Annotated in this window: 11 protein-coding genes; 4 read left to right on the top strand and 7 right to left on the bottom strand. The window is 61.6% G+C overall.

The features are described 5' to 3' along the window. Positions 1 to 8: 8 nt before the first annotated feature. Positions 9 to 728 carry a PEP-CTERM sorting domain-containing protein gene (locus AC6FTP_RS15280; RefSeq protein ID WP_497207782.1) on the bottom strand — a complete coding sequence of 240 codons (720 nt, stop codon included), beginning with the start codon at positions 726 to 728 and terminating at the stop codon, positions 9 to 11. Positions 729 to 1,045: 317 nt separating this feature from the next. On the opposite strand from AC6FTP_RS15280, the gene AC6FTP_RS15275 reads away from it, so the two are divergent. Both AC6FTP_RS15275 and AC6FTP_RS15270 read left to right on the top strand, forming a co-directional pair. Then, complete coding sequence (locus AC6FTP_RS15275; protein ID WP_497207781.1) at positions 1,046 to 2,812, top strand: DUF885 family protein; 1,767 nt, start codon at positions 1,046 to 1,048, stop codon at positions 2,810 to 2,812. Between the two features lie 184 nt (positions 2,813 to 2,996). Continuing rightward, positions 2,997 to 3,599 carry a fatty acid desaturase CarF family protein gene (locus tag AC6FTP_RS15270; protein WP_497207780.1) on the top strand — a complete coding sequence of 201 codons (603 nt, stop codon included), beginning with the start codon at positions 2,997 to 2,999 and terminating at the stop codon, positions 3,597 to 3,599. A gap of 30 nt (positions 3,600 to 3,629) precedes the next feature. On the opposite strand, the gene AC6FTP_RS15265 is transcribed toward AC6FTP_RS15270, so the two are convergent. The 3 genes from AC6FTP_RS15265 to AC6FTP_RS15255 all read right to left on the bottom strand — a co-directional run bounded on the left by AC6FTP_RS15265 (position 3,630) and on the right by AC6FTP_RS15255 (position 5,893). Next, on the bottom strand, positions 3,630 to 4,487 hold the full coding sequence (locus AC6FTP_RS15265; RefSeq protein WP_497207779.1) for a ferredoxin family protein: 858 nt from the start codon (positions 4,485 to 4,487) through the stop codon (positions 3,630 to 3,632). Further along, complete coding sequence (locus AC6FTP_RS15260) at positions 4,484 to 4,810, bottom strand: hypothetical protein (RefSeq protein ID WP_497207778.1); 327 nt, start codon at positions 4,808 to 4,810, stop codon at positions 4,484 to 4,486. The genes AC6FTP_RS15265 and AC6FTP_RS15260 overlap by 4 nt, the downstream gene beginning before the upstream one ends. Before the next feature lie 228 nt (positions 4,811 to 5,038). Continuing rightward, the gene (locus AC6FTP_RS15255) at positions 5,039 to 5,893 is read right to left on the bottom strand and encodes a prephenate dehydrogenase (protein ID WP_497207777.1); all 855 of its coding nucleotides are present in this window, start codon (positions 5,891 to 5,893) and stop codon (positions 5,039 to 5,041) included. Positions 5,894 to 6,060: 167 nt separating this feature from the next. On the opposite strand from AC6FTP_RS15255, the gene AC6FTP_RS15250 reads away from it, so the two are divergent. Together AC6FTP_RS15250 and cysC are read left to right on the top strand one after the other, a co-directional pair. Then, on the top strand, positions 6,061 to 7,779 hold the full coding sequence (locus AC6FTP_RS15250; protein ID WP_497207776.1) for an ABC transporter ATP-binding protein: 1,719 nt from the start codon (positions 6,061 to 6,063) through the stop codon (positions 7,777 to 7,779). Positions 7,780 to 8,012: 233 nt separating this feature from the next. Beyond that, complete coding sequence (gene cysC, locus AC6FTP_RS15245; RefSeq protein WP_497207775.1) at positions 8,013 to 8,633, top strand: adenylyl-sulfate kinase; 621 nt, start codon at positions 8,013 to 8,015, stop codon at positions 8,631 to 8,633. A gap of 5 nt (positions 8,634 to 8,638) precedes the next feature. On the opposite strand, the gene AC6FTP_RS15240 is transcribed toward cysC, so the two are convergent. The 3 genes from AC6FTP_RS15240 to AC6FTP_RS15230 all read right to left on the bottom strand — a co-directional run. Next, positions 8,639 to 9,787: a 1-deoxy-D-xylulose-5-phosphate reductoisomerase gene (locus tag AC6FTP_RS15240; RefSeq protein ID WP_497207774.1), complete on the bottom strand. Its 1,149-nt coding sequence runs from the start codon at positions 9,785 to 9,787 to the stop codon at positions 8,639 to 8,641. A gap of 15 nt (positions 9,788 to 9,802) precedes the next feature. Beyond that, on the bottom strand, positions 9,803 to 10,699 hold the full coding sequence (locus AC6FTP_RS15235; protein ID WP_497207773.1) for a phosphatidate cytidylyltransferase: 897 nt from the start codon (positions 10,697 to 10,699) through the stop codon (positions 9,803 to 9,805). 169 nt (positions 10,700 to 10,868) lie between these two features. Then, positions 10,869 to 13,218: DUF7453 family protein (locus AC6FTP_RS15230; RefSeq protein WP_497207772.1), on the bottom strand; the 2,350-nt coding region annotated here is incomplete at its 5' end.

Here is a 13,218-nt window from a genome sequence, read left to right as displayed (position 1 = left end):
TTCTAAAATTAGCGGGAACCTGATGGATGGAATCGGATTCGGCGAGATGCCCAGACTCCGGCGGCCAGCAAAATCAGAAGGGCTGACCCTGGCTCTGGAACCATGTGGGTTTGAAGAGCAAATGTTCCCGGATTCACCGAATAGCCCCCCCCGCCCTGCATATTATTTACCCCGCCGACGATGGCGGTGTCAGCATCATCCAAATCCCAGTTGTACGAGCCTGTATCCGTGGGATCAGGGAAACTCCAGACGTTTGCGAGCCCGCTTGTGTCCTTTACCAGGGCCCACTCCGTGGTCGAATCAAAGTTCTTGGTGTTGTACACCCAAAGATAAGCCACATCTCCCTGATTGAAGACATCCGAAGGATTTGCGTCTGGCGAACTGGACCCGCCGGTGAGCGTGTGCTCTACCGTCCCGACGAAGAACTGCAGTGGTTCATTCCATCCTTCAGGGTCACCATCATTGGGGTCCAGCGGCGTCGGATCATAAGCTCGGTCAAACACCTTCCAGTTCGCCTGCCACAGGCCTGCCTGCTCCAGTGTCGGATCAAAGCCGTTCGCAAAGTATCCGATCTCAAAGGAGAATGACCCGTCCAGAGGCTGCCCAGTGCTCGTGAGTAGAATATTATTGGTGAAGCTGCTACTCCAGAAAATGGTGCTGGCGTGTGAGAGGCCTGCCAACCAAAGCACTGCGACCGTGAGTAGCATCTTGTATGGTGGAGTTTTCATTGGTGATAGGTGGTTGCGAGGCTCATTGGCTCTCAGGCATGACTTTGGAGGCGTTGCGGAAAGTCGTTTAGCACGGGTTAATTGAGTCCTTTTATTTCTTGTATTTATAATAAATATAGTAGTTGGCGATTATTTTCAACCACGGCTTTCATAATATTTAAATAAGTCGAAGCAATTCTCCCCCCTGGACGTGTTGCCGCTCGGTTGTTGAATTGATGGCGTTTCGTGACTGAACGAAAGGCTGCCGAGAGGCCGCTGCGACATGGCTTTCACCTTCCCAGCTTGCATTCTCGCCGCTTCCTCGTTCCAATCGGGACGTGTCGCGCCTTCCCCTCCTTCTATTACTCCTTTCGGTTCCCCTCGCCGCCCAGCCCCCACGCGATCTCATCGAGCAATACACCGCCGATGCCAGCCTCCTCCAGCGCCACTGGTCCATCACTGGAGACTCCACGAAGTCGATGGACCGCGAGCAGCAGATGCTCCAGGGCTGGCTCGCCCGCCTCAGTCTGCTCGACTTCGCCAAGCTCCCCGCCACCGATCAGATCGACTACATCCTCCTCCGCAACGACCTCGAAGCATCCCTCATGCGCCTTGGTGACCGCCGAGATGACGCCCAGGAACTCTCCCCCTGGCTGCCTTTTCGCCCCATCATCGACGGGCTCACCGAGCAGCGCGTACACGGCGATCCCCTGAACACCGAGAAAGCCGCCAGTTCCCTCGCCCCGCTCGCCAAGCGCGTCACCGACCTCCAGTCCAAGCTCAAAGCCGCCAGGGAAAAGAAGCCTGACGCCAAACCCACTGAATCAAAGCCCGCCGATCCCGCGAAAAAGCCAGACTCCCCCGCCCTGCCCACGCCTTTCCAGGCCCTGCGCGCCGCCGAGACCTCCGATGCCCTGCGCGAATCCCTGAAAACGTGGTTTGGCAACTACAACGGCTACCTCCCCGACTTCTCTTGGTGGATGAAGCAACCTCACGACGAGGCCCTCAAAGCTCTCGAAGACTACGCCAAATACCTCCGCGAAGAGATCGCCGGAGCCAAGAACAAAGATGATGCCCCCCTGCTCGGCAAAGCCCAGGGTGCCAGCAACCTCCAGGACCAGCTCGCTCACGAGTTCATCCCTTACAGCCCCGACGAGCTCATTCACATCGCCGAGCGCGAGTTCACCTGGTGTGAGACCGAGATGAAAAAAGCCGCCCAGGACATGAAGCTCGGGGATGATTGGAAGAAAGCCCTCCTCCGCGTGAAGCTCCAGTACGTCCGCCCTGGTGAACAGGAATCCTTCGTCCGCGCCGAGGGCAGGCGCGCCATCGACTTCGTCACGAAGCGCGATCTCGTCACCGTCCCTGCCGACTGTGCCGAGTGGTGGGGCACGCGCATGCTCGCTCCTCAGGAGCAAAAACAAATCCCATACGCCGCCTACAGTGGTCACGACATCCTCGTCGCCTATGCGAACGAGGCCATGAAGCATGAGGACAAAATGATGTCCATGCGCGGCAACAACCGCCCCTTCATGCGCAACGTCGTCCCGCACGAGCTCATCCCCGGCCATCACCTCCAGCGCTACATGGCCGACCGCCACCGCCCCTACCGCCAGCCCTTCAGCACGCCGTTTTATGTCGAAGGTTGGGCGCTCTACTGGGAAATGCGCCTCTGGGATCTCAGTTATCAAACCACCCCCGAAGACCGCATCGGCGCGCTGTTTTGGAGAATGCACCGCTGCGCCCGCATCATTGTCACGCTGAAGTTTCACCTCGGCCAGATGAAGCCTGATGAAATGGTGCAGTTCCTCGTCGAGCGCGTCGGCCATGAGAAGTTCGGTGCCACCAGTGAGGTCCGCCGCTTTATCAAGGGCGACTACTCCCCGCTCTACCAGTGCGGCTACATGCTCGGCGGGCTCCAGCTCATCGCCCTGCACAAAGAACTCGTCGCCAGTGGCAAAATGAGTGAAAAGCAGTTTCACGACGGCATCCTCCAGCTCGGCCCCATCCCCATCGAACTCGTCCGGGCCAGCCTGCTGAAGCAACCCCTCAGTGCCGACTTCAAGACGAGCTGGAAGTTTGATGCCGCACCCAGCAAGCCGTAGCTCAGCTTGCTGGTGAGCATCTCCAGATCCAGGCACGGGAGCGACTCGGCCAACCAGCCTCGGTGCGTTCCTCGTCGTCACAAAGCTCGCCCAGCGTCCATGAACATTCATTGACGGACTCAATTCAAACATCTGGAGTATCAATATCATCCCCGGCGGGTCGGTGAGTAAGTGGTGCGGGGTCATGAATGAACTCATCACACTTCCCCTTCAGGCATCAGGCGTGGTTCTCGCTGCGGATTTCATCGCCGGATTCATCCACTGGCTCGAAGACGCCTACATCCGCGAGCACACCCCCATCATTGGCAGATGGATCGGACGGCCAAACACCATCCATCATCACCTGCCCCGCCGGATGACGCGCAACACCTGGTGGCAGAGCAACCGGGATCTGCTGCTGGCCTCGGGCCTTCTCTTGGTCGGCGCAGCGCTGCTGGGCCGTCTGAACTGGCAGGTATGGCTCTTTGCCCTGGTGGGCGGGAACGCCAACGAAGTTCACAAGTGGTCACACCGCACACGAAAGGAAAATGGGCGGCTCATCACCTGGCTGCAAGATCTGCGGATTCTTCAAACACCGCATCATCACGCAGTCCACCACACGAACCCCAAAGAGGTGCGCTACTGCCCCGTCACCAATGTGCTGAACCCCTTGCTCGACACCTTGCACTTTTGGGAAGGCCTGGAGTGGGTGCTGGCTCAGACCTTGGGCCTGAAACGCCAGCCGGACACTTCCGTCCCCGGCCAGGGCATGACACCTGAGTGGATCACTGAAATGCGCCACAACTAGACGAACATCCGGTCAGCCTTCAGATCTTTTTCAGGTAGGCTGGGCATCCAGGGCGGCCTGGGCGCGGGCTTTGGCCTGGGCGGCTTTGCGGAGGATCTCGTCGGGGCTGGGGAGGGAGGCGAGGACGTCGGCGGGGATGAAGCCGTCGCCCACGAGCTTGGTGAGGCATTTTTTGCGCTCGTCGAGTGCTTTGTCCGGGCTGCGCTCTTTGCTGAATCGGGATTTGGCGGCGGCGCTGCGGTCTTTGAGGGCGGAGTAGATGTCGCCGCCGAGGAGGGAGGAGATATCGACCTTGATCTTTTCACGGCCAGCATCGGTGGCGTTGACTTCATCGCCATTGATTGGGCTGGCCTGATACTTGGGGAACATGATCGCCACTTCAGGGCAGACGCGGGAGCAGGCGGGGCAGTTGGTCTTGCAATTGTCGTTGTTCTGGACCTGGATTTTGTGGTCGGCGCTGACGCCATAGACATCGAAAAGACAGAAGCTGAGACACTGCATGCAGTTCGTGCAGCGGGTGTAGTCGATGACGGGGAACCAAGGCTTCCATTTGCCGGGTTCGTTCATCGTCGTGGTACCACGGCTTTTTTCGACGAGGCCGAGGATGGCTTCGACATCGAGCCCGCTGATGTCGCGCGTGTCGATTTTGACCTGCCCGCTGGCGTCTTCGATCTGCGGGGCTATTTGCTCGGGGAAGAGGCCGAGCACGAGCAGGCTGCGGTCGTCATGCGGCATGGCGGGGGTGCCGCTGGAGCTGGCGCGGGTGACGGTGTAGCCTTTGTCCAAAAGGGCGGCCATGACTTTGGCGCGGGACTCGGCGGGAAGCGGGATGGCACCCTGGCCTTCATAAAGGACGACACGGAGCGGACGGTGGGTGTGGGTGATCATGCGAGTAATTGTTGTACGATCTGTTCGGCGGTGTCTGTCCGCATGTTGTGGACTTCGGCGTCTTCGGAGAGGGGGGCACCGGTCTGCTGGAAGAGCCCTTTGACGGCGCGTGGGTAGCAGGCGGCGATGCGGAGCTTGCCACAGGCGGCGAGGGCGGTGAGGCGTGGGTCACGATGCGCGGCCATCTCGCAGAGGTCTGAGACGCTTTCAAAACTGGCACCGGAGTCGCAGAGACGCTGGAGGACTTCATTCTTCACACCGGTGGGGACGACCTGGGCATACGCGCAGCGGCAGTAAAGGATGGTGGGGGGGGAGTCTGGCATGAGCGGCGCGAATGATGGCGGCGACTGAGGCCCGCGCAAGCACAGGCCGCAGATGAAAACGAACGTGATGAGCCGCTTATGACTGGGTTTTCAGGGCTACGTTTGCCGGCTGCCCCTCTATTCGAGGATGGCCAAGGCATCCTACAGACCATGTAGATCAATCCGTCACGGCTCACCTGTCAGGAATCGATCCCTGACACTTCCCTGCCCCATTCAACAAAGTGTACTTCACAGAGGCCTCACGGTATCTCGCAGGGCCTTCGCTTCAGCGAGGAACTGGCGCAGGGCGGCTTCGTCGGAATCATCGAGAATGCCGATCAGCTCGGTGAGAGCGGCGGCGGCTTCGCGGAGCTGGGCGATCAGAGCCGGACGATTGCCCATGGCGATGCCGGTCCACAAGCCAGGATCACCGGCGGAGACGCGGGTGGTATCGCGGAAACCTCCGGCCACACAGCTCACGGCGCTCGGGTCACCGCGCAACGCTGCCAGCGTGGTGACGGCGGCCATCATGTGCGGCAGATGGGAGATGCGGGCCACCTTTTCATCATGCTCATCGGGTCCGAACTCCAGCAGACGGCAGCCGAGGGCGCTCCAGAACTCCCTGAGGCGCGCCAGATCCGCAGGGCGTGTCTGTGCGGTCGGGGTGAGCAGGCAGGCGGCTCTCTCAAAGAGGTTCGCGCGGGCGGCATCGATGCCTGTCCTCTCCGAACCTGCCATGGGATGACTGCCAATGAAGCTGGGGCCGAGAATGGGCTCCAACTCGCGCACGACATGGCCTTTGACACTGCCGACATCGGTGATGAGGCAGTCCGCAGCCAGCTCCGCCTTCACGATCTGCTCCGCCAGCCCCGCCATGGTCTCCACAGGCGTGCAGAGGATGATTAGTGAGGCACCGCTGGCGGCGGCGGCGGCATCGGTGAAGAACTCCGCCTCGATCCCGCGCTGGCGGATGCCTGCCTCGGCAGTGTCGCGTCGCGCCCAGAAGCGCAGCTTCGTCTCCGGCATCCGCTCCCGGACAGCGAGTGCCAGCGAGCCGCCGAGAAGACCGGGGCCGAAGATGGAAAGAATGCGTTCGCTGGGCATGGGAGGGCCGGAGGTGTAGCTGGGACGAGGAGCGATGCAATGGAATGACGAAGGCCGATGCAGCTTGGGTGAAGTTTCAGGCGCAGGCAGGCCTGACTTGACGTATCGAGCTGTTCCAAGTTCCAAGTTCTCAGTTCCCTCCGCCCTCTGCCCTCCGCGTCTTCTCTGTGAAAACCACCCTCCGCGTCTTCTCCTACCTTCGTCGTTATCCGCTCATGGCCACTGCGCAGCTCTTTTGCGCCATCGCGGGGACGCTGATGGTCGTGGTCTTCCCGGCGGTCACGCGTGAGGTGCTGGATGTCGTGGTTCCCAATGCGCAGTGGGACCGCCTCACCCCGCTCGCGCTCATGGCTCTCGGCGCGTACTTTGCCCAGCATCTCTTCAACAGCCTGCGCATCCAGCTCAACAACACCTTCGAGCAAAAAGTCATCTACGACCTCCGCAGTGACATCTACCAGCGTCTGCAAACCCTGCCGCTGCGCTGGTTCGACAACCGTCCCACGGGCGACATCATGACCACCGTCAGTGAGGACATCCCCAGCGTCGAGCGCGTGCTCATCGACGGCATCGAGCAGGGCCTCGTCTCCGTGCTTCAGATCGTCGTCGTCGGCATCTTCATGTTTCAGGCGGACGCGCAGCTCGCCCTCTACGCGCTCATTCCCATTCCCTTCCTCGCGGCCGGGGCTTTGGGCTACACGATGTCTTCAAAGGACCGCCACCGCGCCGTCCGCAAGGCCAGCAGCGCCATGAACAGCCTCCTCCATGACAACGTCGCCGGCATGAGACAGATCAAAGCCTACGCCATGGAGCGCGAGGAGCACGCACGCTTCAATGCCGCTAGCGAAGGACTGAAGAAAGCCACCCTCCACGTCATGCGCATCTGGGCCATCTACCGCCCAGGGATGCACTTCCTCAGCAGCGTCGGCATGGTGATCGTGCTCTGGCTCGGCGCTCACGCTTTGAAGGAAGGCCGCATCGCCGCAGGGGACCTCGCTGCCTTTCTCCTCCTGCTGAAGTTCTTCTACGACCCCATCGAGAGCCTGCATCAGCTCAATCAGATCATCCAAGGCGGGCGCGCCGCCGGAGAGCGCGTCTTTGACATCATCGACGCCGAACCCGAGACCGATACCAGCAGCGGTCGCGAGCTGCCCGCCGTGCTCGGCCACGTGCGCTATGAAAACGTCAGCTTCAGCTACGGCAGCATCCCCACCGTGCAGAAGATCGACCTCGAAGCGCGTCCAGGGCAGACCATCGCCCTTGTGGGACCCACCGGTGCCGGCAAGTCCACCCTCATCAACCTCCTCACCCGCTTCTACGAATACAGCGAAGGCGTCATCACCATCGACGGCATCCCCGTCCACGAGCTGAACAAAAACTCCCTCCGCCAGCAGATCGGCTACGTGACGCAGGAGAGCTTCATGTTTAATGGCACCGTCCGCGAGAACCTCCGCATCGGCCGCCGGGATGCCACCGAGGAGCAGCTCTGGGACGTGCTGAAGAGCGCCAACGCCGAAGAGTTCGTCAAGCGCCTGCCCAAGCAGCTCGACACCCACGTGGGCGAGCGAGGCGTGAAGCTCAGCGTCGGCGAAAAGCAGCGCCTCAGCATCGCCCGCGCCCTTTTGCGGAATCCGCCCATCCTCCTCCTCGATGAAGCCACCGCCAGTGTCGATACCGAGACCGAGCGGCAGATCCAGGCCGCCCTGGACCGCCTCATGGAGGGCCGCACCAGCTTCGTCATCGCCCATCGCCTCAGCACCGTCCGCCATGCCGACCGCATCTACGTTCTGGAGCAAGGCAAGATCATCGAGCAAGGCACCCACGACGAACTCCTCGCCCACGGCGGCCTCTACGCCAACCTCTGCAAGACGTCGCTGATCGAGAAGTGAGTAGTGGGTGCCGTAGAACGACTTTAAAAGTCGTAAGCTGGTGCAGCGAGATTCCATCTCGCCCATCTCCCCCGAGTTGAACACTCGTTCTACCACGCGCTCCATTCCCCAAGTCTCCGCGAAGGCAGGGCTCGTGGGCGAATGCCAGCCGGGCAGGAAACGAGGTTGTCTTCACTCATTCCCGAGCTTGGATGCGCGGCGCGTCCAGTCCCGCCTTTCTCATCGCCTCATTCATGAATCCTCCCGAATCGCTCCCGACCTCGAATCTAACCTGGACGCTTTCCCGAGTGCCACGCGAGGACCGCTGGCGGCGGCTGGGGCAGTCGGGTGTCGTGGTCTGGCTCACGGGTCTCTCGGGTTCGGGCAAATCCACCCTCGCCGTGGCTCTGGACAACGCGCTCTGTGAACTGGGCCGCCATGCGCACATCCTGGATGGTGACAATCTCCGCCAGGGGCTGTGCAAAGGGCTGAGCTTTTCCGAAGAGGACCGAATCGAAAACATCCGCCGCACAGGCGAGGCGGCAAAGCTGCTGGCTGAGGCGGGCATGATCGCGATTTGCTCCCTGATTTCCCCCTTCGTGGCCCAGCGTCAAGCGGCGCGTGAGAGCTGCGAGAAGGCGGGGATCACCTTTCTGGAAGTCTTCGTCAATGCGCCCATCGAGGTGTGTGAGCAGCGTGATCCGCGTGGTCTTTACCGCAAAGCACGTGCAGGCCAGATCCCACAATTCACGGGTATCGCCTCACCTTATGAGCCGCCGACGAATCCTGACATCGAGCTGCGCACAGATCTCTTTCCCATGGAGACTTGCCTCTTCACCCTCGCTGCGAAGGTGCATGAGGCCTCGAAGCTCTGAATGACTCAGCGAGTGGCGGCTTCACGCCGCGCCCAAGCATCGGCGTCGATCAGTGTCTCCAGATCGGGATGCTGGATGACGCTGTGTTTTTCCATCACTCGCGCGACGGTTTGCCAGATGGCGGGGAAGCTGGTGCGCTCATTGAGAAAAGCCTCCACGGCCACCTCGTTGGCTGCATTTAAAACTGCGGGCAGGGTGCCGCCAACCTCACCCGCCTGACGGGCGAGATCCAAAGCCGGAAAGTCCTGCGTGCGTGGTGCCTCGAAGGTCAGAGAGGCGAGCTTCGCGAAGTCGAGAGGGCGGAGGTTGTTCGGCACTCGATCCGGCCAGGTGACGGCATACTGGATGGGGAAGCACATGTCGCTGTGGCTGAGCTGGGCGATGACGCTGTGATCCTCAAACTCGACCATGCTATGGACGATGCTCTGCGGATGCACGACGACCTCAATGCGGCTCATGGGCACATCGAAGAGCCAGCGGGCCTCGATCATCTCCAGGCCTTTGTTGAAGAGCGTGGCGGAGTCGATGGTGATCTTCCGGCCCATGGTCCAGGTCGGGTGCTTCAAAGCCTGCGCGAGAGTGACGTGCGGAAGTTGATCGGCAGGAAGCTGGCGGAAGGGACCGCCGCTGGCGGTAAGCAGGATGCGGCGCACGGCATTGTCGCGATGGCCTTCCAGGCACTGGAAGATGGCGTTGTGCTCGCTGTCCACGGGCAGGATGTCCACGCCCTTGCGGCGCGCGGCTTCCGTGACGGCTTCGCCTGCCATGACAAGGATTTCTTTGCTCGCCACGGCGAGGTGCTTGCCCTCTTCAATCGCCGCAAGCGCAGGCGCGAGGCCCGCGACACCAACAATGGCCACGAGCACCATGTCCGCATCACTCGCGCGCACGAGATCGACAAGGCCACTTGCCCCGACATGCAAAGTCACATCCGATGGCAAAAGCGCGCGTGCCTTTGCCGCCGCAGCTTCATCCGTCAAAGCCACCTGCTTCACACCTGTCTCACGCACCTGAGCGACGAGCGCCTCAACACTGCGCGCTGCGGCAAGTCCGACGATCTCCATCCGCTCAGGGATGTCTTGAGCGACCTTCAGCGCGCTGGTGCCGATGGAGCCCGTGGAGCCGAGGAGGAGAACTTTGCGCCGCTTGATCATGCTTTGCTCCATGCCTCAGGCCGTGATGATCTCCAGATAAAAGTAAAACACCGGCGCGGTGAAAAGCAGGCTGTCTGTGAGATCCAGGATACCGCCGATGCCGGGGAACTTGTGCCCGCTATCCTTGATGGAAACACAGCGCTTCAGCACGGATTCGGCGAGATCGCCCGACACAGCGGTGGCGCAGATGACCGGCGCGAGCAGCAGGCCATTCAGCCAGTTCAACGGAGCGAGCTTAGGTCCAGCCAGCCAGATCAAGATCGCTGCGGCACCAAAGGAACCGAGGAAGGCACCGACGAGACCTTCCCAGGACTTCGCCGGGCTGATGTGCGGGATCATTTTGTGCTTCCCGAAGAGCACGCCCACGGCATACGCGCCCATGTCGCTGAACTTCGTCACGACGATGAGGTAGATGACGAGAAACAGTCCCGTCATGCTGCTGCCATCTGGTTTAAAATACATGAGCCGCACGATGAAGCCGAAGAAGATCACCGTGTACACCACGCCAAAGACCGCGTGGAAGATGCGCTGAAGCGTGACGATGCCTTCGAGCTGATGCCGATAGCATAGAAGGAACGATCCATGCACGACCGCAGTGAGCGCCGCGAGCTCCAGCCACATCGGGGCCGCTGACTTATGCTGCATGACCCACCAGGTCATCGTGATCCAGTAGCCGAGACAGATGCAGAGACCGAGCAGATTGAAGCCGCGCGCCTGGTCATCCAGCCGCAGCAGGCGATAGTATTCAAAGGCACCCGCCACGCCGAAGAAGCCGGTGAGCAGCACGATGACCCAGTGGCTGTTCCACTCCACCGCTCCCGCGATGATGGCCCAAAGAATCAGGGTGCTGAGAAGCCGGGACGCAAACACACGGCGCTTACTCGGAGCTGGGGCAGGTGTGGCTGGGGTCATGCGGGGTGGTTGGCGGAAAGGCGCGCTATTTGAGCAGGAGGCCGAAAAACTGCAATCATGGAGTGTGGGCATGGCGTGCGGGTTTCCAACTCCAACTGAAATGGATGGCAGCAGAACGAGGGTGGTAAAATGCGTAAGCTTCGGGGAATCAAACCCCTGTCACCGCGCCCTACGGCACCACGACCTTGGCATTCGCCTGGATGCCGCCGCTGAAGGTCAGCAAGAGGGTCAGTTGACCATCGGCGAGGAACACTCGGCGGCCTAGGGCTCCACCGGTGGTCGTGCCATTCAGCAGGGCGGTGATTGCGGTGACCGTCCGGGGTGTGCCACCGACGTTGAGCACGGTACCTTCACGCACGGCGAGCACGACGTTGTCTCCCGCGTTGATCACCCACAAGCCGGTGTCATCCGCCGTGGTCACGCCGCCCACTCCGGCCTTCATCGTGGCTTGGAACATTGGCTGTGCGGTGCCTGGCAGGGCGATCTGGTTGAGCTTTGAAAACGTCGAGCCTGCCACGCCGGGAGCTTCACTGCCTTCTCGGGCGACGAGTGCGAGACCGTTGGTCGCGTGCTGCGCCCACAGGCCGAAGTTGTTGACGTTGACGGTGACTCCGGTGCCGCGCAGTTCGCCTTTGACCAGGAATTCATAGTCACCCCCACCCAGCACGAGGTCGCTGAAGTCGCTGAACACGACGCCCGCCGTAGTTCCTGGCGCAGGGGCATCTTCACGTAGTTGCAGCGTGAGCACGCCGGGGGCGGTATCCACAAAGATGCCAACGTTGTTCGTGCTGCTGACTCCGGCGGCGACGTTGGTCAGCATCTGGCTGATGAAGCCGTAGTAGTTGCCTGTGTTGTCAAAGCCAGGGCTGCGGAAGGTATTCCACTTCGCCAGCGGGATGACAGGTGGCACGGCGTAGCTGTCGGCGAGCTGCTGGCTGGCGCCGTAGGTGAGGCCGAAGCCAGTGTCGCTCGTTCCATCGAAGCTGCCGACGACGACGCCGTAGCTGCCATCCGTGAAGTTCACGCTGAAGGTGACGAGCATCTCTCCGGTGGGGGCGACGCTGAGTTCCTTGCCATGACCGGAGGAGGCGTTGTTGGCTTCCAGGATGGCGAAGCTCTGCACGGTCTTGTTGACGCCATTGGCGCTGAGGGTCTGGCCATTGCGCACGAGGGGGCGGAGTCCAGTGTTGGCGTCCCAGCCGAAGAGGACACTGCGGTTGTCCACCAAGGTGCCGAGGAAGATGACGAGATCGCCGCCGATGGAGAAGTTGCCGATGGTTTTGAGGTTGCTGCCCAGCGTGGTGCTCATGCCGATCTGGGCGACGAGTTTGAGCGTGCCGTCACTGGCGTTGCTGAACAGGCAGCGGCTGTTGACGTTGGTGGTGATGCCTGCACCGCGGACTTCGCCGGTGAAGGCGATGTGCCCGACTTCATTGATGACGGGGGGACCGAAGTTGTAGTGGGTCACGCCGGGGAGGGAGGGGGCTGTTTGAGTATCGGTGGCGATGAGGACGAGCGGCTGGCCGACCATCATGCCGGTGTGCAGGCTGGCATCCGCGTGGCGGATCTGGACGGCGCTGGCGAGCACGCCGCTGGAGTTCAGGGCCGGGGAGCCGATGAATTTGTAGATCGTGGAGCCAACCGGGCCGCCGAGGACGGGGGCTCCTCCGGGGCCTTCGACGGCGACATCGGTGCTGACGGTGACGACGGGGGCGCTGCCTGCCGGGACCACGGTGCCGGTGATGGGGAAGTCAAAGGCGGCTTCGTTGAGGTCATTGCTGTTGATGACGACGCTGCCGCTGTAGGTGGCCGGGGTGGCGCTTTCCAGCGCGACCTGGAAGGTGTAGGTGGTGCCGGGGGCCAGCACGGTGGCGGCACCATTAGTGACATAGCTGGCTGGCACGGTGATGCTGCTGAGGTTGAGGTCGGCGTTGCCGCTGTTGGCGATGGTGAAGCTGCGGATGCTGGCGGCATTCGGTGCGGTGCTGCCGAAGTTCACGGAGGCCACCTGTCCGTCGGTCAATTCAGGAGCCAGGGTGTGGCTGCCGTCGTGGACGACGATTTCAGGCACGTAAACTCTCAGGACGACGTCGTTGGAATTCGTGCCGCCCACATAGCTGAGTTGCAGGGGGATGCCGTTGAAGGTGACGACATCGCCCTCCGCGAGGCCGCTGAAGGTGCCGGTGATGGGGTCCGTGCCGTCGTTGTTCACGATGGTGAAGCTTTGGCCAAAGGTCGGCACATGCGCGCCGGTGAGGGCGAGGCTGACGCCGGTGAGGTTCACGCTGCCGACGACGTTGAGCTGGGTGTAATCCGTATCGGCGACGGCTCCAGCGATGGCGATCTGGAGGTCACTGCCGAAGCTGAGGGTGCCGACGGTGACATCGGCCCCGGCCAAGGTGGGTTTCACGGCGGCGGGGGAGGTGCCGCTGTCGAGCAGGAGATTGCCTCCGGCGGTGTTGATCTGGCCGCCGCTGATGAGGATGTCCGCGGCGCTGATGAGCTGCATCGCGGTGCTT

It is taken from the genome of Prosthecobacter sp. (assembly GCF_044378005.1).
Lineage (GTDB): Bacteria > Verrucomicrobiota > Verrucomicrobiia > Verrucomicrobiales > Verrucomicrobiaceae > Prosthecobacter.
This window is presented reverse-complemented; position numbering and strand designations above follow the sequence as displayed.

Bases quoted from the DNA above. Each gene is read 5' to 3' on its own strand.
- AC6FTP_RS15280 (WP_497207782.1), bottom strand. From the start codon at position 728: ATGAAAACTCCACCATACAAGATGCTACTCACGGTCGCAGTGCTTTGG.
- AC6FTP_RS15270 (WP_497207780.1), top strand. From the start codon at position 2,997: ATGAATGAACTCATCACACTTCCCCTTCAGGCATCAGGCGTGGTTCTC.
- AC6FTP_RS15265 (WP_497207779.1), bottom strand. From the start codon at position 4,487: ATGATCACCCACACCCACCGTCCGCTCCGTGTCGTCCTTTATGAAGGC.
- AC6FTP_RS15260 (WP_497207778.1), bottom strand. From the start codon at position 4,810: ATGCCAGACTCCCCCCCCACCATCCTTTACTGCCGCTGCGCGTATGCC.
- AC6FTP_RS15255 (WP_497207777.1), bottom strand. From the start codon at position 5,893: ATGCCCAGCGAACGCATTCTTTCCATCTTCGGCCCCGGTCTTCTCGGC.
- cysC (WP_497207775.1), top strand. From the start codon at position 8,013: ATGAATCCTCCCGAATCGCTCCCGACCTCGAATCTAACCTGGACGCTT.
- AC6FTP_RS15240 (WP_497207774.1), bottom strand. From the start codon at position 9,787: ATGATCAAGCGGCGCAAAGTTCTCCTCCTCGGCTCCACGGGCTCCATC.
- AC6FTP_RS15235 (WP_497207773.1), bottom strand. From the start codon at position 10,699: ATGACCCCAGCCACACCTGCCCCAGCTCCGAGTAAGCGCCGTGTGTTT.